Annotated in this window: 23 protein-coding genes; 11 read left to right on the top strand and 12 right to left on the bottom strand. The window is 60.6% G+C overall.

The annotated features are described in order from the left end of the window. Positions 1–12 precede the first annotated feature (12 nt). Positions 13–483 carry a GNAT family N-acetyltransferase gene (locus ILFOPFJJ_RS21870; RefSeq protein WP_173512669.1) on the bottom strand — a complete coding sequence of 157 codons (471 nt, stop codon included), beginning with the start codon at positions 481–483 and terminating at the stop codon, positions 13–15. A gap of 228 nt (positions 484–711) precedes the next feature. Between ILFOPFJJ_RS21870 and ILFOPFJJ_RS21865 the strand changes: the two genes are divergently transcribed. Next, positions 712–1155 (top strand): hypothetical protein, encoded by a 444-nt coding sequence (locus ILFOPFJJ_RS21865; protein WP_173512668.1) that lies wholly within the window; start codon positions 712–714, stop codon positions 1153–1155. Positions 1156–1203: 48 nt separating this feature from the next. Here the strand turns inward: ILFOPFJJ_RS21865 and ILFOPFJJ_RS21860 are convergent, their stop codons facing one another. Beyond that, the gene (locus ILFOPFJJ_RS21860; protein WP_173512667.1) at positions 1204–2343 is read right to left on the bottom strand and encodes a DUF2336 domain-containing protein; all 1140 of its coding nucleotides are present in this window, start codon (positions 2341–2343) and stop codon (positions 1204–1206) included. Positions 2344–2415: 72 nt separating this feature from the next. On the opposite strand from ILFOPFJJ_RS21860, the gene ILFOPFJJ_RS21855 reads away from it, so the two are divergent. Then, on the top strand, positions 2416–3153 hold the full coding sequence (locus tag ILFOPFJJ_RS21855; protein ID WP_173512666.1) for an aldolase/citrate lyase family protein: 738 nt from the start codon (positions 2416–2418) through the stop codon (positions 3151–3153). A gap of 15 nt (positions 3154–3168) precedes the next feature. Here ILFOPFJJ_RS21855 and ILFOPFJJ_RS21850 read toward each other — a convergent pair whose 3' ends face one another. After that, positions 3169–3771: a flavin reductase family protein gene (locus tag ILFOPFJJ_RS21850; protein WP_173512665.1), complete on the bottom strand. Its 603-nt coding sequence runs from the start codon at positions 3769–3771 to the stop codon at positions 3169–3171. Beyond that, positions 3771–4355: a nitroreductase family protein gene (locus ILFOPFJJ_RS21845; RefSeq protein ID WP_173512664.1), complete on the bottom strand. Its 585-nt coding sequence runs from the start codon at positions 4353–4355 to the stop codon at positions 3771–3773. Before ILFOPFJJ_RS21845 ends, ILFOPFJJ_RS21850 begins: the two co-directional genes overlap by 1 nt. A gap of 100 nt (positions 4356–4455) precedes the next feature. On the opposite strand from ILFOPFJJ_RS21845, the gene ILFOPFJJ_RS21840 reads away from it, so the two are divergent. Then, entirely contained in the window at positions 4456–5457 is a 1002-nt protein-coding gene (locus ILFOPFJJ_RS21840; protein ID WP_173512663.1) for an RgsD C-terminal domain-containing protein, read from the top strand. A gap of 48 nt (positions 5458–5505) precedes the next feature. Here the strand turns inward: ILFOPFJJ_RS21840 and ILFOPFJJ_RS21835 are convergent, their stop codons facing one another. The 6 genes from ILFOPFJJ_RS21835 to ILFOPFJJ_RS21810 all read right to left on the bottom strand — a co-directional run bounded on the left by ILFOPFJJ_RS21835 (position 5506) and on the right by ILFOPFJJ_RS21810 (position 10461). Continuing rightward, on the bottom strand, positions 5506–6345 hold the full coding sequence (locus tag ILFOPFJJ_RS21835) for a lysophospholipid acyltransferase family protein (protein WP_173513318.1): 840 nt from the start codon (positions 6343–6345) through the stop codon (positions 5506–5508). 102 nt (positions 6346–6447) lie between these two features. Then, positions 6448–8430, bottom strand: a complete 1983-nt coding sequence (gene thrS, locus ILFOPFJJ_RS21830; RefSeq protein WP_173512662.1) for a threonine--tRNA ligase — start codon at positions 8428–8430, stop codon at positions 6448–6450. Positions 8431–8662: 232 nt separating this feature from the next. Continuing rightward, complete coding sequence (locus ILFOPFJJ_RS21825) at positions 8663–9202, bottom strand: DUF1697 domain-containing protein (protein WP_173512661.1); 540 nt, start codon at positions 9200–9202, stop codon at positions 8663–8665. A 15-nt stretch (positions 9203–9217) separates the two neighbouring features. Further along, positions 9218–9637, bottom strand: coding sequence for a DUF2267 domain-containing protein (locus ILFOPFJJ_RS21820; RefSeq protein ID WP_173513317.1), 420 nt, complete (start codon positions 9635–9637; stop codon positions 9218–9220). Between the two features lie 5 nt (positions 9638–9642). After that, positions 9643–10011, bottom strand: a complete 369-nt coding sequence (gene yidD / locus ILFOPFJJ_RS21815; protein ID WP_173512660.1) for a membrane protein insertion efficiency factor YidD — start codon at positions 10009–10011, stop codon at positions 9643–9645. 3 nt (positions 10012–10014) lie between these two features. Next, on the bottom strand, positions 10015–10461 hold the full coding sequence (locus ILFOPFJJ_RS21810) for an iron-sulfur cluster assembly scaffold protein (protein ID WP_173512659.1): 447 nt from the start codon (positions 10459–10461) through the stop codon (positions 10015–10017). Between the two features lie 340 nt (positions 10462–10801). Between ILFOPFJJ_RS21810 and folE the strand changes: the two genes are divergently transcribed. From folE to ILFOPFJJ_RS21795, 3 genes are all read left to right on the top strand, one after another. Next, on the top strand, positions 10802–11419 hold the full coding sequence (folE, locus tag ILFOPFJJ_RS21805) for a GTP cyclohydrolase I FolE (protein WP_173512658.1): 618 nt from the start codon (positions 10802–10804) through the stop codon (positions 11417–11419). 126 nt (positions 11420–11545) lie between these two features. Next, a complete protein-coding gene (hisI, locus tag ILFOPFJJ_RS21800; RefSeq protein WP_173512657.1) occupies positions 11546–11998 on the top strand; it encodes a phosphoribosyl-AMP cyclohydrolase in 453 nt (150 codons plus the stop codon). A gap of 302 nt (positions 11999–12300) precedes the next feature. Then, positions 12301–13257: a patatin-like phospholipase family protein gene (locus ILFOPFJJ_RS21795; RefSeq protein WP_173512656.1), complete on the top strand. Its 957-nt coding sequence runs from the start codon at positions 12301–12303 to the stop codon at positions 13255–13257. Positions 13258–13386: 129 nt separating this feature from the next. Here ILFOPFJJ_RS21795 and ILFOPFJJ_RS21790 read toward each other — a convergent pair whose 3' ends face one another. Further along, a complete protein-coding gene (locus ILFOPFJJ_RS21790; protein WP_173512655.1) occupies positions 13387–13815 on the bottom strand; it encodes a CBS domain-containing protein in 429 nt (142 codons plus the stop codon). A gap of 493 nt (positions 13816–14308) precedes the next feature. After that, positions 14309–15034 (bottom strand): rhomboid family intramembrane serine protease, encoded by a 726-nt coding sequence (locus ILFOPFJJ_RS21785; protein ID WP_173512654.1) that lies wholly within the window; start codon positions 15032–15034, stop codon positions 14309–14311. Between the two features lie 341 nt (positions 15035–15375). Here ILFOPFJJ_RS21785 and ILFOPFJJ_RS21780 point away from each other — a divergent pair, with 341 nt between their 5' ends. The 5 genes from ILFOPFJJ_RS21780 to ILFOPFJJ_RS21760 all read left to right on the top strand — a co-directional run bounded on the left by ILFOPFJJ_RS21780 (position 15376) and on the right by ILFOPFJJ_RS21760 (position 20568). Then, positions 15376–15987, top strand: coding sequence for a PAS domain-containing protein (locus ILFOPFJJ_RS21780; protein ID WP_173512653.1), 612 nt, complete (start codon positions 15376–15378; stop codon positions 15985–15987). A 101-nt stretch (positions 15988–16088) separates the two neighbouring features. After that, entirely contained in the window at positions 16089–16697 is a 609-nt protein-coding gene (locus ILFOPFJJ_RS21775; RefSeq protein WP_173512652.1) for a PilZ domain-containing protein, read from the top strand. Between the two features lie 617 nt (positions 16698–17314). Continuing rightward, positions 17315–17923, top strand: a complete 609-nt coding sequence (locus ILFOPFJJ_RS21770; RefSeq protein ID WP_173512651.1) for a transglutaminase-like cysteine peptidase — start codon at positions 17315–17317, stop codon at positions 17921–17923. A 237-nt stretch (positions 17924–18160) separates the two neighbouring features. After that, on the top strand, positions 18161–18895 hold the full coding sequence (locus tag ILFOPFJJ_RS21765) for a hypothetical protein (RefSeq protein WP_173512650.1): 735 nt from the start codon (positions 18161–18163) through the stop codon (positions 18893–18895). A gap of 182 nt (positions 18896–19077) precedes the next feature. Continuing rightward, on the top strand, positions 19078–20568 hold the full coding sequence (locus tag ILFOPFJJ_RS21760; protein ID WP_173512649.1) for an SPOR domain-containing protein: 1491 nt from the start codon (positions 19078–19080) through the stop codon (positions 20566–20568). Positions 20569–20604 lie beyond the last annotated feature (36 nt).

The following is a 20604-nucleotide window of genomic DNA, read 5'->3' as shown; positions in this document are numbered from 1 at the left end:
CGCCTTTCGCGCTCAGGCAGCCTGCCGGACCGACTTTTCCATGAAGAGGCTCAGCGGATCGGGCAGGTAGCTCCCGAAGGGCGGGCGCTCCTCATAGCCGAATGCCTTGTAGAGGCCGATCGCCTCCGGCTGATAAATGCCCGTTTCCAGCCGGATTGCCGCAAGCCCGCGCGTTTCTGCCTTGGCTTCGAGAGCTGCAAGAAGGTGCTTGCCGATCTTCAGGCCCCTCACCTCGGGGTCGACGAACATCCGCTTGATTTCCGCCGTGCCGTCGCCCGCTTCCACGAGCGCGCAGCAACCGACGATTTCACCGTCGCGCCGCGCGACGAAAAAGGAAACGGTCGACTTTTCCAGCGTGGAGAGATCGACAAGGTGGTTGCTCTCTGCCGGGTAAAGCGACGCCGCGTAGGCATCGGACAATTCGAGCAGACGCACGACGGCCGGCTGGCGGGGGCTTTCCTCGGCAATGGTGACAGCGTTCAATTTCAGTTCCTCGACAGAAGCTTTGCAGCACAATGGATAGCGCCGCATTTCAACCGGACCAATACGACAAATGGCGCAGGATTGCGGATCGCGGATTTCAAAACGGGTAACAAGCGGAAACAATTCTTTTTGCCGTCGCAACAAGTTTGCCCTACTCCCGAAAGAATCGGTCCGTCATAACAACTGCCAGACTATGCGCCCGCTGCCTGCTCAAACACCGGAGAGACCATGAAAGCCGCCCTCATCGTCATGACGATCCTCGGCTGCGACGACAATGTCAGCCAGTGCCACTATATCTCGACCGTCAATGGCAGTTGGCAGTCGATTACCCATTGCGACGCGGAATCTGAGCAGGAACTCCCCAGGTTTTCGGACAAGAACTATCCTGTCGTCGTTGCCGTATGCGAAACCTCGGGGCCGGACATGATGGCATCCACCGCCCCTCAACCGAATGTCGCCGCCGCTCCGCAGCAGACGACAGCAGAGCCGCTGCAAACAACAGCGCAACCGCAGCCGCAACCGGATGAAGCGAAGCCGGGCATGCCGAAGCGAGCCCTGGCCTTGCTCAGCGGTGCTGTCCCGGATCGGGAGAAGCTAAAGGCGATCGTCAGCGCACCCGTCCACTATATCGAGGATGGCTACTCGTGGGTCGCACGTCGTTTCGGCGACTGACCGGTACCCCTGCCAGCATCGGATCGAGCCACAAGCGCAACGAACTGCTCAGGCAGCTTGGCGCGCGGCCACCAGTGCATAGTTTCGAGCAGTTTTCCGTTGCTCGGCGAAAGCCAGGCGTTCCACGAGCTCCGCCATCGCGCTCAAGGCTTCGGAAGGCTTAGGCTGGCGGCGAATGTGCGCAAGGAGAGCCGCGGCGACTGATTGCGGCGCACCATCGGCACCCGCGCCGATGTCCTTTCGCCAGAGAAGCACGGCCTCCGCAAAGGCTTCGCTCACGTCGCGACCGAGCCCGGCACTTTCGAACAGTGCGCGGATCGGATGGACGCGGCCACCTGAAAGGATCGCGCGAACGCGCTTTTCCGCGACACCTGAGAGATCGACGATCGCGGCCGAGAAGAATTCTGTTCGACCGCTGCAGAGCGCGTTGAGGAGGAAGGCCGGCGTCAGGCGGCCTGCCTCGCGCAAATGGGTGGCAAGGTCAGGCAACTCCTTTTGCGAAGCGGCCTCGATGATTGCAAGGGCAGCCGTGTCGCAGGCCTCTCGCGCGACGCGCTGCACGCGCCCTTCACCGATCACCGCCTGCACAAGTCCGCAAATCGCGAGCGCAGCGCCGACCTTCTCGACCAACTCATGGCGGGCCTCGCTCGGGAGGTCATCGCGCGACAGCAACCGATCGCGCACCGCCGGCGCATTGCCAAGACGGTTGGCGATCCTTTTCAACGACCAGCGCGACAGCGTTGCACCCTCGTTCTCGAGCAGGATCAACACCTCGTCCTCGCCGCCGATCTCCGCGATGGCTGCCGCGACCGCGCGGGACACCGCGCTGCGGGCCGCGATCAGCGCGCGAGTCTCTGCCGTTCCCCGCGCCGCCAGATCGACGAGGTCTTCATCCGTCAATACGGGCGAACGGGAAATGGCGACGTAGGCGATCTCGGGCTGGTCTTCCGCGAGCGCCATGACGATCGCGCGTGGAACCGTCGAGCAATCCGCTAGCGCCTCGATCAAAGAACACCGCACCTTCGGAGAAGGATCGTCGAGCAGAAAGGTCATGGCCATTTCGGCGGCGCGCCGGTCGATCCCGTTCATCTCCGCTTCGACATAGGCGCGGCCCAGCGCGCTTGCGGCGCGGACGCGATCGCTCGTTCTCGCCGTTTCTACCCAGCGAAGAAATGCTTGTATGATCACCTATGCCCCACTAGACACCGAACAGCCCCAATGTTCGGAGCCTAGCGGCCAAAGGTTTAAGATTGGTTCACCATGTCTGTTAACCGCCAGCAAACCATCAAGCCGCTCCTCTATCTGCCGGCAACCGCATCGCTTCCTGAGCCGGGCATCCTGAACGCGGTTCAAGCCATCGTTGTCGACGCGACAGGCGACAACGGAATACACCAGGTAGCCGGAGCCGCTGCACCTAAAAGTGCATCTTTGCTTCGTCTTGCGAGGATCGGGCCGATCGAGACCATCACCGAGGCGGCTCTCGATTCGCTCCTTGCGTCGGGGATTGATGGTGTGGTCCTTGCCGGATGTCGCGGGCCTGCGGATATCCAGAATCTGGATGTGTTGCTTAGAGTTGCGGAAGCAAACGCCGGAATCGCAGCCGAGGGCACGGCGATTCTTGCGGAATATGCGACGACGCCGCAAAGCGTTTTGTCGCCTCACTCGCTCGCGGGCGCTTCGCGGCGCCTGACGGGATTGATCTTCAGCGCATCAGCACTTGCCGAAGCGACCGGTTGCCGCGAGCCGACGGGGGAAACTGACACGGCGTCCGTCATTGTTGTTGGCCGTGCAGCGGCCGTGCTCAGGGCGCGGGAGGCAGGAATTGCCGCCTATGACGTGCTGCCGGCTCATGCGCTCGACGACGCTGCCGTCAAACGATATTGCGCGACGAGCACGAGGAACGGCTTTTCGGCGGTGGTCGTGCAGCCGCAACAGGTCGCTCTACTCGATACGTCGGCTTCGCTATCGTCTCGTCCCACAGCGGGCGCTCAGCGATAGGGTCGGAATCCGGCTTCAGCGCCTGGGCCGTACCATCTCGAAGACGTCGCCGCCATCGCAATAGTCCATGTAACCCAGTCGGGCGAGCGGTCTGACGGTCGCCGCGTCGAAACGGCCATCGCGGATCGCTTCATCGCGGATATGAATGCCCACGACCTCACCGAAGACGACATAGCTCTCGGAAACCACGCCATCGAGACCCTTGGGGCGGAATATTTCGGTCATGCGGCATTCGAGCGCCGCGAAAGCCTCGCCGACGAATGGTGCCTTGACAAGGGTGCCTTCGACCGGCATCAACCCCGCGACTTCGAACTCGCTTTCACCATGTGGTGCAGCAACCGAGGTCAAATTGACGGCGGCACTCAAGTTGCGGCTGGCAAAGCTTGCGGTGAACTCGCCGGTCTCCTCGATATTGCGCACCGAATCCTTGTAGCCGCTCGAGGAGAACATCACGAGCTTCGGGTGGTCGCTGATCGCGTTGAAGAAGGAATAGGGCGCGAGGTTTTGCGAGCCACCTGCGGCCCGCGTGCCGACCCAGCCGATCGGCCGCGGCGACACGATGGCCTTGAAGGGATCGTGTGGCAGGCCATGCCGGTTCGCGGCCGTGTCGTAGAACATCAGGTCTCTTCTCCGACCCAGGTGACGATTTCGGCGAGTTCCGGCCGGGGGCGTTCGGTCGGCGGCACCATGGCAGTGCCGATGTGAATGAACCCGGCAACCCTTTCGCCCGGCCCGACACCGAGCAGAGGATAGGCCCTCTCGTCGAAGGCGAACCATTCGGTGAGCCAGTTGGAAGCATAGCCAAGTGCATTCGCGGCCATCAGCAGGTTGAGGCAGACGGCCCCCGCGGACATCACCTGTTCCCACTCGGGGATCTTGAAGTGCGGCGCGGCCTTGCTGACCACGGCGACAACGACCGGTGCGCGCGTCAGACGCGTCTCTTCCACCTTGATCAGGTCCTCAGGAAGCTCGGGTCTCGCGGCAAGGGCCATCTTCTTCAACTCAGTGCTGATGCGCGCCCTCTCCTCGCCGCGATAGACGATGAAGCGCCAGGGTGCGAGCTTGCCGTGGTCCGGCACGCGCGACGCGAGCGTCAGCATTTCCTCGACCTCGGCCTTGCTCGGGCCGGGAGGCCCCATCTGGAAGGCGGGAATGGACCTGCGCGAGGCGAGATAATCGACAAGCTTTATTTCGGTTTTCATATTGTCTGAATTCCATTAATTTGCCGCCGGACCGGCAGCCACGAAAATGCCATACCGGCGTCTCAAGTGGAGTCACCCAGTCAGGAAGTCAACTGTTCTCATGCGCATCCGTCCTCGTATTTTTCCGAGTACCGTCTTGGCGATCATGCTCGTCAGTGTCGGTGCAGGATATGCGCTTGCAGAAGATCCGACCGACGCTTTCAAGAGCTTCCCGTCGATTTCCGGCACCCGGAAAATGCCGAAGCTCACAAGCTTCAACCCGCTGATTTCCGATCCGACCCAGGGCGGAGAAATCAAGGACGTCAAGCTCGAGGCTTTGTTGACGGCAAAGGGAAAGCCGGTCGAATCGGGCCTGACTTGGCGGGTCTTCAGCCCGATCCCCGGCAGCGACGGAAAGCTGCCGTTGCTCGCCACGTCCGAGGGTGGTTCGACAGCCTTCAACCTGGTGCCCGGCGAGTACTTCGTCAATGTCGCGTTCGGCCGAGCCGGCGCCACGCGCAAGATTCGCGTGCCCGAGCAAGGCAGCCTCGACAAGCAGGTGCTGGTGCTCGATGCCGGTGGCGTCACGCTTAATGCCGTTTCCGGCAGCGACGTGCGCATCCCGCCGAACGAACTCAGTTTTTCGATCTTCTCCTCCGACGTGAAGGAAGATGGCGAGCGCGCCCTGATCATCGCCGACGTCAAGCCTAACACGGTGATCCGGCTCAATGCCGGAACCTATCACGTCGTCTCCGATTACGGCTCGGTCAACGCCGTGATCCGCGCCGACATTCAGGTGGAAGCAGGAAAATTGACCGAAGCGACGATCCAGCACCGCGCGGCGAAACTGACTTTGAAGCTCGTCTCGGAAGCGGGCGGCGAAGCGATCGCCGACACGGCCTGGTCGATCCTCACCTCCTCGGGCGATGTCGTCAGCGAAAGCGTCGGTGCCTTCCCGACGCTCGTACTCGCCGAAGGCGGATATACGGCCGTGGCGCGCAACAAGGACAAGATCTATCAGCGCGATTTTGCCGTGAAGGCGGGCGTCAACACCGACGTGGAAGTGCTGCTAAACGGGAACGACGCGGCCAATACGGCCGCGAACGCGGAAGCACAGGACTGACGCGAACGATTGCGCTCCCGCTCCCTACGGGAGCCTCCTGTCGTCACGTCACCGGATACGCTTGAGAAGCCGACGATGCGGTGGAGCCATCGAGAACACTGCGTCATAAATACGGGCAAGCAGATCCTTGCGGTCGCCATGAACGCGCAATTCTTCCCAGGCAAGAACACGGCCGATGCGAGCGGCAATCGTTGTGCCTGATAGCCGTCGGAATTCGCGGATCAGCAATGAAATCCTCAGCGTCAGCGACACCTTGCTGGCGAGATGAAACAGCGGCCCGTTCTGCCCCTCGAAGTAGATTGGGATGACGCTTGCCCGGGCAGACTGGATCAGTCGCGCCGGGAACATTTTCCATGGCAGATCCTCGGCCTTGCCGAAGCCTCTTTTCGCCGTCGCAACGCCGCCGGCGGGGAAAACGACGATCGTGACCCCCTCCTTCAGAAGCCGCACCGCCTCGTGGCGCGTCGCCATATTGAGCGCCAATGCTTCCTTTGTCTCATCGAAGGAAACGGGAAGCGAATAGGGTGCGATCTCCGGCACCTTGAGGAGCTCGTTGTGGATCAGTACCCGGAACGGACGGCCGAGTTGCTCCGCAAGCGAAAGAATTGCGATGCCATCGCCGATGCCGAAGGGATGATTGGCGACGATAACGAGCGGTGTCTCGGGCAGATCGCGCGGCGGCCATTCTCCCTGGACACGCATGCGCACGTCGATCAATTGCAACATTTCGCCGAAGACGCGGTCGCTCTTGCCGACGATGTCGGCGCGCCAGCGGGCATAGAGCTTGGCGTAGCGGTTGCGGCCGGACAGGCCCTCAACGGAGCGAATGAACCAGCGCTTCAGGCGCCGGTCGTTCTCGTTCGCATAGGACAATTCTTTGAACTGCACAGAAGACCGCTTCACACCTGCCCGCCCGTTCTGGGCGGCGCCTTCAGATCCGGATAGTCCCGGAACATTACAGTTTTCTGACAGGACGAAAGTCCCGGAGCGCTAGCCCCGGGCTTTCTTTTCCGCCTTGCGCTTGAGGTCCGGCGCCATCGCCTCTGCCGAGAGCGATGCGATCGCCTCATCAAGCGACATCGCCGTCTGCGCCTGCGAGCCCAGACGACGGATGTTGACCGAACGCTCCTCCGCCTCGCGCTTGCCGCACACGACGATTACGGGCACCTTCGTCACCGAATGTTCGCGGACCTTGTAGTTGATCTTCTCGTTGCGGAAGTCCGTTTCGACGGTGAGCCCCGCCTCACGCAGAAGCGCGGCAACCTCGCGACCGTAGTCGTCGGCCTCGGAGGTAATCGTGGCGACTACCACCTGCAGCGGCGAGATCCAGAGCGGCATGTGACCGGCAAAGTTCTCGATCAGGATGCCGAGGAAGCGTTCCATGGAACCGCAAATGGCACGGTGGATCATCACCGGCTGGCGCTTTTCGGAGTCCTTGTCGATGTAGAAGGCGCCGAAGCGCTCCGGCAGGTTGAAATCGACTTGCGTTGTACCGCACTGCCATTCGCGGCCGATGGCGTCCTTCAGCGTATATTCGAACTTCGGACCGTAGAAGGCACCCTCGCCCGGCAGGATACCGGTCTTGATGCGGCCTTCGGACTGCGTCTCGATCGTCTTCAGCACCTCCGTCATCACGGCCTCGGCGCGGTCCCAGAGCGCGTCGGAGCCGACGCGCTTCTCCGGCCGCGTCGACAGCTTGACGACGATTTCCTTGAAACCGAAATCCTCGTAGACCGACAGGATGAGGTCGTTGATGCGCAGGCATTCGGCCGCCATCTGCTCATCCGTGCAGAAGACATGCGCGTCATCCTGCGTGAAGCCGCGCACGCGCATCAGACCGTGAAGCGCGCCCGACGGCTCGTAACGGTGCACGTTGCCGAACTCGGCGAGCCGAACCGGCAATTCACGGTAGGACTTCAGGCCGTGCTTGAAGATTTGGATGTGACCCGGGCAGTTCATCGGCTTCAGCGCAAAGACGCGATCGTCATCCGTCTCTTCGCCGGCGACAGTCACCTTGAACATGTTGTCGCGATACCAGCCCCAGTGGCCCGAGGTTTCCCAGAGCGACTTGTCCAGTACCTGCGGCGCGTTGACTTCCTGATAGGTGTTGGCCAGTCGCCGGCGCATATAGGCGACCAGCGTCTGGAACATGCGCCAGCCCTTGCCGTGCCAGAAGACGACGCCAGGGCCCTCCTCCTGGAAATGGAAGAGGTCCATCTCGCGGCCGAGACGGCGATGGTCGCGTTTTTCGGCTTCGGCAAGCACATGGAGATATTGATCCAGTTCTTCCTGCGTGTGCCACGCGGTGCCGTAGATGCGCGTTAGCATCGGATTGTTGCTGTCGCCGCGCCAGTAGGCGCCGGCCACCTTCATCAGCTTGAAGGCCGTGCCAATCTGGCCCGTCGAGGCCATGTGCGGCCCGCGGCAGAGATCGAACCAGTCACCCTGATAGTAGATCTTCAGGTCCTGGCCTTCAGGGATCGCATCAACGAGTTCGACCTTGTAGTTCTCGCCCTTGGCGGCAAAAACCTCCTTCGCCTTCTCGCGCGCCCAGATCTCCTTGGTGAAGGGTTTATTGCGCGCGATGATCTCCTTCATCTTCTTCTCGATGACCGGCAGGTCGTCGGGCGTGAAGGGCTCGTTCTTGGCGAAGTCGTAGTAGAAGCCGTTGTCGATAACCGGACCGATGGTCACCTGCGTTCCCGGCCACAGTTCCTGGACGGCCTCGGCCATGACGTGGGCCGCGTCGTGGCGGATAAGCTCAAGCGAACGCTTGTCTTCGCGCGTGACGATCTCGATGCGTCCATCGGTCACGGCGTCCGAAAGGTCGCGCAGCTCGCCATCGAGCGCGATCGCGACAGCCTTCTTCACAAGCGACTTCGAAATCGACTCCGCCACATCGCGACCGGTCGTTCCGGCAGCAAATTCGCGAACGGAGCCATCAGGAAATGTAAGGGAAACGGTATGCGACATCATGATCTCCTATCCAGTCCCGCCAACGAATGCGGGTGGTGTGGTTGCCGACTTCTGCATGACTGCAGCCGCCGATTATTGACGCGCGCCTGATAAATGTTTTTGACGGTCGAGTAAAGGAGCGGCCTACAGCGCCGCGCGTCTTATCAGACGCGCAAAGGACGCTGTAGCACTTTGAATGGCCGCACGTTTTTTGCTTAAACCGGATACGATTTAAGGAAACATGCAGCGGTCAACCGGTCACCATCTCGCGCAGACCGCGCACGGTGTTCCAGTTGCGGAACGTACCGACGCCCAGGCGCTTGGTGGTCAGGGTGCCAAGCAGCTTCGATTCGCTGGCCTTTCCGGCGAAATCCACCCAGAGGTCGCCGCCGACGATTTCCATACGCTCACCCCGGGAACAATGGCCGCGGAACATTTCGAGCACCTCGGGGCGAAGTGGTGAGCGCATCACCCGAACATGGACACGCGTCGGATCTGCCTCGCTTTCGGCGGGAAACGGGTTACCGGCGGCAAGCTTCCGCCAATCCTCGCCAACCCGCGCGATAATGTCGACGTGCCGCCCGAACGTGGCGGCAAATGCCGCTTCCAGTTCGGCCTCAATGTCGGCAAGAGGCTTGTCGGGCGCGTCGAACACGATATTGCCCGTGGAGACAAGGGTGCGCGGTCCGAGATAGCCGAGACGCTCGGCCATGGCCCGCAGGTCGGTCATGACAACACGCCGCTTTTCCCCAAGGATGATGCTGTAGAGCAAGGCCACATAATTCTTCATCCGCCGACCCCGAACTCAGGCGCGCCAGAAATCGGCTGCGCCTGCCGGCAGCCGCGCCAGCACGCGGTCAAGTACCGCTTCGTCCACGTTTCGACGCAACGCTGCCGCAACATCGGCAATTGCGGTATCCGGAGAAAGGTTGTGATCGGGGCGGAGCGATTGCACTTCGCGCGTCATCGCAAAGCGGCCGGCGAAGGGCATCTGCGGCTCTTCCAGGTCCCAGTCGGCGACAAAGATCGCCCGAAGCACCGGCGGCAAGGCATTTGCGAAAAGCAGCGCGTCGGGAACATCGAGACGCCGCCGGAAAGTCTGCAAAACCGCCTGCACCATGGTATAGGCCTGATTGGTGGTCTGAAGACCGGCAATATCGCGCACGTCCAGAATGAACCGGTCGAAATCGGCAGAGGCCTGCCGGTATTCCAGCGGCACTGTCATCGTGCTCACGCCTCCTTTGGCCGCGATTGCCAATAGCGCCATGGCCTGTACCAGATCTGGCGTGACGTCAGCGTTTCCGGCACCGGATCGAAACCATGGGTCCCCCCGGGCCCGCAGCGCGCCACGCGGAAGAACGTCATCCAGCCACCAGCCCAAAGGCCGTGGCGGGCAATCGCCTCGAAACCGTATTCCGAGCAGGTGGGCAGATGCCGGCAGGAGTTGCCGATGAAACTCGACAATGTGAGCTGATAGGCTCGGATGAAGGCCATGCCGACGATCCGCCCCGGCGTCTTGCGAAACGGGCCGGCCCAATTCCGCCCCCTCCGGCGAGCCACCGGGGCGAAAGCATGGTCATCGTGAGGCTTGTTGCACATCGCTCAGACTGCGGCCGCAAGCCGCCTCGCCTCGATCTGGCCTATGGCGTCAACCACCGCATCGAAGGTCAGCATGGTCGAGGCATGGCGCGCCTTGTAATCGCGAACCGGTCTCAGGAAACGCATGTCCTCGAAGCGACCCGACGGGCCCTCGCCGTCCGCCTTCAGCATGGCCAGCATATCTTCCCGGGCTCTCCGGATTTCATCGGCGTTCGCGCCGACGACATGGCGCGCCATGATCGAGGACGATGCCTGTCCAAGCGCGCACGCCTTGACGTCATGGGCAAAGTCGGTCACGACCTCACCATCCATCTTCAGCCAGATCCTTACTTTCGAGCCGCAGAGCTTCGAATGTGCCGCCGCCTCGGCGTCGGCGTCCGCCAGCATCCCGATGCGAGGGATGTTGCCAGCGAACTCGAGAATTCTATTGTTGTAGATGTCATCCATCATTTGACGCGATCCGGCTTATTTTTCGCGGTTTTGGGTAATTGGCGCATGATTTTCTCCGGTACATAGGAAAAAAGCACGGCGCTGCACATTCGGCCTCTTTCATCCATGTGGCACCATACTATATGCTATGTCGTGTTGGGGCGACAGTTCCGCAAGGGAGCATCAAGTCGCCTGTTGTTTGGGAAACCGTGCCGGACGGTCCAGTGCACTGCTAAGCCAGGACCCGAAAGCCCCGGAGCCCGCCAACGGAACCCAAGCCTGCAGGGTTAGGCGAATGGCCAGTGGCGAGTTGTCCGAAAGATAAAACGTCAGCAATCCCGTATTGCTTAAAGGGGCCATTATGGACGCCATAGTGAAGAACTTTCCTTTGCTCGACGATACGAGCGGCCGGCCGACCCAGAAGGAGGCCGAGGAAGCCGTTCGCGTGCTGCTCAGGTGGGCGGGCGACGATCCGGAACGCGAGGGCCTTAAAGACACGCCGGCGCGTGTCGTCAAGGCTTACAAGGAGCTGTTCGGCGGCTACGACCTCGCGGCAGAGGATGTCCTCGGACGAACTTTCGAGGAAGTCGCCGGTTATGACGATATGGTGCTGGTAAAGGACATTCCGTTCTTTTCGCATTGCGAGCATCACATGGTGCCGATCATCGGCAAGGCGCATGTCGCCTACATGCCGAATGGCCGCGTCCTCGGCCTTTCCAAGATCGCCCGTGTCGTTGACATCTATGCCCGCCGGCTGCAGACGCAGGAGACGATGACGGCGCAGATCGCTAAGGCCATCGATGAAACGCTGGCGCCGCGCGGCGTTGCCGTCATGATCGAGGCGGAGCACATGTGCATGGCCATGCGCGGCGTTCAGAAGCAGGGCTCGACAACGCTGACGACGACATTTACCGGTAGTTTCCAAACCGATCCGGCCGAACAGGCTCGTTTCATGACCATGCTGCGGGGCTTCAAGTAAGCTCTACTGCATGTTTCCTTAGATCGTGGGCCGATTTAGGGATAAAAACATGCAGCAATTCAAAGTGCTACAGCGTCTTCGCGCGTCTGATAAGACGCGCGGCGCTGTAGCGACGGAGCCTACACCATGCCCCTCACCTTCGACGTCCCCTCAGAAGACAAGGCCGTTCTGGAGATCGGACCGGGCTTTACGCCCCGCTTCGACGAGAAAGGACTTGTCACGGCCGTCGTCACCGATGCGCGCGACGGCGAGTTGCTGATGGTCGCTCATATGAACGCCGAAGCGCTGGCCCTGACGATCGAGACCGGCATTGCGCACTATTACAGCCGTTCGCGCAAAGGCCTGTGGAAGAAGGGCGAGAGTTCGGGAAACCTGCAAAATGTCCAGGAAATCCGAACCGATTGCGACCAGGACGCCGTTTGGCTGAAGGTCTCGGTCGCCGGCCACGACGCCACGTGTCACACGGGCCGCCGCTCCTGCTTTTACCGCACTGTGGGCGTCGAGGACGGCAAAGCCACGGTCACGATTACGGACGACCACAGACATTTCGATCCCGCAGCAGTTTACGGCAAAAATTAAACATCTGCATTTTCTTGGTGCAACTAGGTGTTATATTTATTTTTTGGCAACCAAAAGGGCGCCTAATCATTATTCATGAAGCGGTTACCGTCGAAACAGCGGCCAAGCCGAAAGTGTTGCAGGCTGTATCTAATGTTTATCGCTCCCGCCAAGATTGAAGGCGGGATCGGTGGTATATCTCAAATAAGGTGCCAGTCTTTCAGCAATGAATTCGAACAAGATGGCACCATCGCCGGCTTGGCAGGGGCCTCCTACAAGACGCGCGCACTTAGTAATCTATTCGGCGATGTTGGAGGTGCCGGATGTTGAATTGGACATTCACGCGCAGCAATCAGGTCCCCGATTTATCCGGTCCAGATGGATCTTCGCTTACGACTGCTCCGCCTGCACCCGCTCCTTACCCCTCGAAACCGAAGATCGCCATAGCCCTTGGCGGCGGCGCAGCTCGCGGCTGGGCGCATATCGGCGTCCTCCGGGCACTTGACGAGGAAGGCATCGAAGTGGGCATGATTGCCGGCACGTCGATCGGCGCCCTTGTGGGCGGCTGCTATCTCGCCGGCAAGCTCGACGAACTGGAGTCCTTCGCCCGCTCCCTCACCGTGCGCCGCATTGCCGGCCTGCTCGATTTTGCGATCCGTGGCGGGGGCTTGTTCGGCGGCCTGCGACTGACAAAACGCATGCAGGAGCACCTGCAGGGTCTCATTATCGAGGATCTCGATCGCCCCTTCATTGCGGTCGCGACCGAAGTTCACAGCGGTCATGAAGTCTGGATCGAGAAAGGTTCGCTTATAACCGCTATTCGCGCGTCCTATGCGCTCCCCGGAATTTTCGAGCCGATCAACGCCAATGGTCGACTCCTCGTCGACGGCGCTCTGGTCAACCCGGTTCCGGTTTCGGTTTGTCGCGCTTACGAGCAGCAGCTCGTGGTCGCGGTCAACCTCAACTACGATCTCTATGGGCGCTCGGCTGTCGTCAAGCACAGCGCCGGCATGGAAGCAGTGGATTCGCAGATCAAGGATGGTTATTCCGCGCGGCTCGGCATGACCAGCGTCATGGTACAGGCCTTCAATATCATCCAGGACAGAATTTCACGCGCCCGGCTTGCCGGCGATCCGCCGGATCTCGCGCTTCATCCAAAGCTCAACGATATCGGCCTTTCGGAATTTCATCGGGCCGGCGAGGCAATCGATCGCGGCTACCACGAGGCGAAAGCCAAACTCGCTGAAATCCGGCGCATGCAGGAAGTGCTGGTGCGCTGAGCGCACCCCAGTGTGAGTGGCGACCCGTCACAAGCTCAAATGCGTCAAGTCACTCCGGCTTAAGGACGGCGGCGGGGGACGAAAGAAGTTATGCCCTGTAGAGGGCGGCCTCGCGCCGCCCCTCTCCTATCAGCCTGCAATATAGGCCTTGATCTGTTCGGCCTCGTGCTCAATTGCGCGGATATGGTGCTTCACGACGTCACCGATGGAAACGATGCCGGCCAGGCGGCCTTCCCTCTCTACCGGCAAATGCCGTGCGCGCAGCTTGCTCATCATTTCCATCAGCGTATCGATCGACATTTCTTCGCGGCAACAATAGACGTTCTGCCACATGACGGTAGAAACCGGGCTGTCGAGACAGGCAGCACCATATTTGGCGATCGCGGCCACGACATCCCGCTCCGTCAGAATGCCGACGATCTGATCGTCCGGATCGACGACGACGACCGCCCCTATATGGTTATCATGCAAAAAGGTCGCGGCCTGATGAACTGTCACATGGGGCGTGACGGTCACGACGTTGTGGCCTTTTTCGTTGAGAATCGCTCTTACCGACATGCACACATCTCCCGTTACGACTAAGCCGGGCCGGCGGGGAGAGTTTCTGGCCGTCTCGTGTGCAGCGCCGAGCGTCGTTTCGGATGCTTGATGGTCGCTGTAACACCCTGAACCTCAGCATAATCAAGGAACTATGCAGAGTGGTATTGGCGCAGGAACTCGTCCCAATTTCCTATGCCGTTCACTGGCCGTCGCACGCTTCTGCGCAACGCCGAGCCCCCGACATCCGGTCTTCCACCGCTCGCCTCAAGGCGACCGTAGGGAATGGTGCTCCAGTGATCTTGGGAAATCAAGCCTTGTAGCCCGGCCTCTCGGGTCTCCCAGGCATCACATTTGTGAATCCGGATTGAAACAATCCGGGATCACAAATGTGATCGTTTTTCGTGGGTTACAAATGGACGTTGGAGAAAGACCGGTGCCCACTTTTCCTCATCCCGCTTGATCCGACGCGGGATGCGGGCGGAAAACCGGTGCCCACTTTTCCTCATCCCGCTTAGTCGCGCGGATCAAAAAGCCCGAACAGGAGGAAGCCGAAGAGGAAACCACCGATATGCGCTTCCCAGGCCACGGTTCCCGCACCACCGACGGAGAACATGCCGAGTCCCACCAGAAAGTTGGTCAGGAACCAGATGCCGGTGAAGACCAGAACCGAGCGGTTGGCGAGCGTTTCCGTTAGCGAAAGTCGGCGGTTGAGATGGGCGAATTGGCGGCTGATGCGGCCGCTCGGCGAGAAAACGAAACGCGCCGCCGCCCCCATGAAGCCGGAAACAACGCCGGAGGCGCCAACCACGACGACAATTTCCCCCCAGTGAAACGCCGTGTGCAACGCGACGGCGGCAGCGGCCGAAAGGCACCAGAAGACGGCCAGACGTGCCATGCCGATGCGCCGCACGACCGGCGCCCCGAATGCGACCATCCAGAAGATATTGAAGATGAGATGATCCCAGCTGCCGTGCAGAAACGAATAGGTGACCGGGGTCCAGAGCCAGACGAGTCCTTGCTCCGACAGCGGAAGGGTGTAACGCACGGGCAGGAAGGCGAAGTTGAGGATCAGTTCCTGATCTGCGGCCGCCGACAAGAGATAGGTTCTCAACGCATGGACGCCGATCAGGAGCAAGAGGATACCAGTAAGCCCCGCCGGCAGGTTGAAGGCAGGCTCGCGGCTGCGGTCCCCTTCGTTCTCGGCATCGGTTGGCGTCGCTGCCTGATCTCGTTCCATGGCTGTTCTCTTCCATCGCTTACGCGTTCGCGATCAGGTTCGACGGCTATGCCGCCGCCGGATAGCGCGAAGGCATAAGCAAACAAAAAAAGACCGTCCAGTAAAAACTGAACGGTCGGTGAGCCCTTATAGCCGAGCTCCAATCGCGTGCTGAAGGCAAACCTTCGTGAGTGATGGCATTTCAGTGCCAGCAGGCGGCGCCGAACGCAATCGAAACCGATCATTAACCTTAATATCGGCGTGGCACGAAATTCGCTCCTCCATTCCTGAAATCCAAGGAACCGCGGCGGCTGTGCCAATTGGAAACAGTCGGGGCACGGTTGACGGAATGAACGGGCATCATGCGCAGCAAAACAACGATAGAGCTATTGCGATACTGGAACAGGTTGCGGGGCGAACGGGATCTCCCTCGCCGCGACGAGATCGAACCTCAAGAAATCTGTTCGCTGCTGCCGAACCTCTTCATCCTTGAACGGCAGGCAAGCGGTGACATCCGCTTCCGGCTCGCCGGGACTCATGTCTGCGCTCTTTTCGGTCGAGAGCTGCGAAGACAGCCGTTCGCCGCGCTCTGGCCTGCCGGCGATGCGAGTGAAACCGTTCGGATTGCCGATCAGGTGATGATGCAATGCTCTCCGGTCGTGCTTTCCGCCTGCGGCGTGACGGCAGGCGGTGAGCGACTGGACACCGAATTGCTGCTCACGCCACTCGGCTCGCCGCAGGGCCACAGCGACCGTATCCTTGGTTCGTTGGCACCGTTGTCGCGTCCGTCATGGCTCCACATGATATCGCTTGAATGCATTGTCGCGCACGGCCTGCGGATCCTCGACAGCGGGCATCATGGTCTTGAGGATTTGGCGGAAACACCCCATGCTGCGGACACGACGAGCCGACATGGAAAAGTCGGCCGCAGGGTTCAGCATCTGCGCATCTTCGAAGGCGGACGGGAAAGCTGATCGGGAGGCGCGGATGGTCCAGCCAAGCATTGAGCGAACCTTCTATTAACCGAGACCACTTATATTTTTGCAAGCAAGGATGCTTCGATCGCAGAGTGACCATGTTCTCGTTTCAGCACGCACAAAACAACGGCCCGAAGCCGCACCAGGAAAGTGCCTTTCAGCGCGTTTCGGTAAATCTTTCGGGGCGGCTGATGCTTGCCAATCGCGATGAATTTGATTGCACCGCCGTCGACATGTCGCCGGGCGACGTGCTCTTTTCCTCGCCCGCCCGCCCGCGCGCCGGCGAGCGGATCATAGCCTATATCGAGCACGTCGGGCGTCTCGAGGGCACCGTGTCGCGGCTCGCGGAACATGCTTTTGTCATCCAGCTTAATGCGACGGAGCGAAAGCGCGAGAAACTGGCAGCGCAACTTACCTGGATCGCAAACAAGCATGAACTCGGCTTGCCGGAAGACCGGCGCCACGACCGTCTCGTCCCGCGCAAGGTGCTGACGGAACTCACGCTCGGCAACGGCGAAAAATACGCCTGCCGCCTCATCGATCTCTCCCTCTCGGGTGCCGCGATCGACATCGAGAACCGGCCCGCGATAGGCACGCCCGTCAAACTCGGTACCATGAAAGGCAAGATCGTCCGCCACTTCCAGGAAGGCGTGGCGATCGAATTCTCCGGCATCCAGTCTCGCGAAGCGCTGGCCGAATTCCTTTGAGTGATACCGGCGGCGCCCGCCGGGCTGCCAGCAGCATCCAAGAACATTCTCGATAACGGACATCCCACCGACATCTCGCGCATAGGCACCCCGCCGCACCAATGACGGTCGTTCGCCGTCGTGCACGCGCTTGTGGCCGTCGTTTGCAACGACAGGCACCATCGCGTGGGCGCTGAGCGCTCCGCAGAGCGCCAACGGGCGCGCGTCATGCCGTATGACATTCGCGCGCGCTGCTCGAATATTTTTTCGGAAAAGTCTCTCGCTCCTCGCCCCTGCCAGCGCAGAATTGCGCATTAACCGCAGTCTTGACGACCGGAATGCTCGACATCGGGACCGGCGACAAGGTTGAATACATGGCGCCTGCATTTTGGCTTTGCCGAGCGCTCCGTTCGAAATAACCCTTGTTTTTCCGGCCGATAGAAAAACTCCAGTACTCCCTTGCGTTCTCGAGCGCGGGAAATTTCAATAAAATTTGAATCAAAATCTATTCTTATTTGAGCCGATATTTATTCTTATTTGCCGCGCATACTATTCTTATTTGTACTTGTTTTTACCTCGCGTCTTCGCCGCAGATAAAAAACTCTGTGCCATTGTCGAACCGTAACGGGGAGACAACAATGCACAACGCCATCACCAAGACGATAGCCGTCGCGGCCCTTTTCGTCGGGTTCCTGACCGAGGCAGCCCTCGCCCTTCCGGCGAACATCACGGTGGGCGGCACCACCAACCCGCCGATCGGTCACTACGAATTTTGCAAGAGCAATCCATCCGAATGCACCGCCAATGAAACCAATAGCGGCCCGATGGGTCTGACCCGCGAAGGATGGCAGAAAATTCTCGAGGTCAATTACGAGGTCAATCAGGCCGTGACCCCGATGACGGATATGGAAATCCATGGCGTCGAAGAAGAATGGTCCTATCCGGACGCAGTCGGCGACTGCGAGGACTATGTGCTCCTTAAGCGCCGCAAGCTGATCGAGAGCGGTTTCTCTCCCGCCGATCTCTTGATCACCGTCGTGCTGCAGCCAAACGGCGACGGCCATGCGGTTCTGACCGTCCGCACCGACCGCGGCGACTTCATCCTCGACAACATGCGCAGCAAGGTGCTCCGCTGGTCGGAGACCGAATATACCTTTCTGAAGAGGCAGTCTTCGGAGAACGCCGGACGCTGGGTGAAATTGCAGGACGGCCGCGCCGTGGCAGTCGGCAGCGTGAAGACGCAATAGAGAATATCGAAGCACCCCCGTCTGCAATGCCTTTCGGGCTTGCGGTCCCGCGTCCCCGTGCAAGACCAAGCCCTCGCCGGTTCCCGTTGTCCCCGGGGCCGGCTTTCTCTTTTCCAAGGGTCCGCCGCCCGTCCGTAACCACGCCGCGACGAACGGACTTCATCGAAAATTAACCATCTTCAACGACCGTCGGGCGGATAGAACGCACCACCAGGCTACCGCGACGGACGACCCTTCATGAACGCGCCATCCAGCGGCAGCCCCGAACCGGAATTTTCGCCGCTCCTCTCGCCGCGCTTCATATACAAGGTTACGGCTGTCGTCGTTCTGCTGGCGGTCCTGACTACGATGGTCTCATTCTCCGGACACTGGTTTGGAGAAAATCTCGCTCTTGCCGGACACACCTCCAGTCGTGAGACCTACGATATTTTCATCGGACAGGATCACCTGCGGCTGCCGGCCAATATCATCCGCTTCGAAAGCCAGCGCGCGACCAGCATTGCCGAGCGCGTCGATCTTTACCTGACTTGGCCGGCGCTGGAAGGCTACAGCGACGAAACCCGGCACCTGTTCAACGATATCAACCGGCCGGAAAACCTGATCTTTCTGCAACTTTCGCAGAGCACGATGTCGCAGGACATGTCGGGTCGGCTCGGGCCTATCTATCGCCACATCCTCAGTGAAGAGACGCGGCCCGGTCCCGCCGGGTTGACCCGACATGACACCAAATCGAATACCGGTTATGCCGGCGAGGTTTTCTTCACCGCGGACCGCGACGGGCGACCATCCTACGTCCTGCGCTGCATACTGCCCGACGACGCCGACGCGTCGACGAGCGCCGATTGTCAGCGCGACGTGCACGTCGGCAAGGACCTCGCCGTCCTCTACCGCTTTTCGAGCAAGCTGCTGCCGCAATGGCGATTGATCGACGATTCCGTAGAAACCTTCGTTCGCAGCCGGCTCACGCCCTGATTTTGTCCAAGAGTCGTGGTGCAGCGAAGCGCCGACCGTCTTGGTCGACCGGGTGCCGTTCCCGAACAAAACGGGCCACCCGGGGAAACCAATCATTCATCATAAACCGATTGGTAACGCTATCCCGATACTGTCGCAGGAACGGTCGTTCCCGGCGACGGCGTCCGGACGGCACCCATTAAATGAGAATGAAGAGCAGCGTAGTGTCTCAATCCGTTTTTTTTGATATCGCGAAACGCCCGCTTGGGGTCTTTTCAAAAATCGCAGGACGGATTGTCCTCGCCGCCGCCATTGCCGTATTGGCCCTCTCCGCTCCGGCAAATGCCAATCCGAAATACGCCGGCATCGTCGTCGACGCGAAGACCGGCAAGGTGCTTTACGGCGAAGATGCCGACGAGTTGCGCTACCCGGCTTCTCTCACCAAGATGATGACACTGTATCTGACGTTCGAAGCTCTCGAAGCCGGACGGATCAGCAAATCCACGGTGGTTCCATTCTCCAAGAACGCTTCAGCAGAGCCCCCGTCGAAACTGGGCGTCAAAGCCGGTCGATCTATCACCGTCGAGCAGGCGATCCTCTCTCTCGTGACGCGCTCCGCCAATGACGCCGCCACGGCGCTGGGGGAGCTCCTGGGCGGTTCGGAACAGCGATTTGCCCGGATGATGACCAACAAGGCGCGCGCGCTCGGCATGACGCGCACGACCTATCGCAACGCCAACGGCCTGCCGAACCCCGAGCAGAAGACGACGGCGCGCGATCAGGCGCGGCTCGGCCTGGCCCTGCGTCAGCACTTTCCGCAGTATTATGACTATTTCTCAACGCGAAGCTTTCGTTTCGGCAAGCAGACGATCGGCAACCATAACCGGTTGCTTGGCAATGTCCGCGGTGTCGACGGCATCAAGACCGGCTATACCCGTGCATCTGGCTTCAATCTGGCAACCTCGGCAGAACTCGACGGCCGCAGCATTGTCGCCGTCGTCCTCGGCGGAACGTCCGGTGGTTCCCGCGACGCCCAGATGCGCAAGCTCGTCGCCAAATACCTGCCCGCAGCCTCGCGCCGTGGCGGGGGCAATCTGATCGCGCAAGCGCCGATCGCAGAACCGCCAGTCGCGGCCGTCGCGCAGGCTAAGGTCCGGTCCGCGGCAGCGCCCGTCGCCGTCGCCTCGGCGGCCATGGATTTGCCCAACACCGGCCCTGTTCCGGATTTCCGCTACAACGGCGAAAATTCAAGGCCTGTGGAAATGGCCTACGCCGCAACGAAGCCCGCGTCCGACAATCCGGTGCTTTCGGACAAGATCGCGCCGAACACGCTCGAAGCGCAAAGCGCCAGGCTCGCCGCACAGCCGGCCGACGCCGACGTCGATACCCAGATCACCAACTCGGTTGCCGCCAAGGCTGAGGCTCAGCCGGAAGCAGAGACACAACCGGAGGGTTGGGTGATCCAGATCGGCGCGACGCCCGACAAGGCGCAAGCGATGACGCTTCTCGGCAATGCCAAGGAGAAGGGCGGCAAGGCACTGCGCAACGCGACGCCGTTTACCGTCGCCTTCAGCAACGGCGGCGGCCAGCTTTACCGCGCGCGCTTCGGCGGCTTCGACGATCAGGACAAGGCCGTCAATGCATGCAAGGCCCTGAAGAAGAAGGGTTTCGCTTGCTGGGCGAGCCAGCAGTAACAAACGCGACTTGCTGACGGCCGGGTGTGTTTTGCC

Source organism: Sinorhizobium psoraleae, assembly GCF_013283645.1.
Classification (GTDB): Bacteria; Pseudomonadota; Alphaproteobacteria; order Rhizobiales; family Rhizobiaceae; genus Sinorhizobium; species Sinorhizobium psoraleae.
Note: the sequence above shows the minus strand (reverse complement) of the source record. Positions and strands in the feature narration are given on the sequence as shown.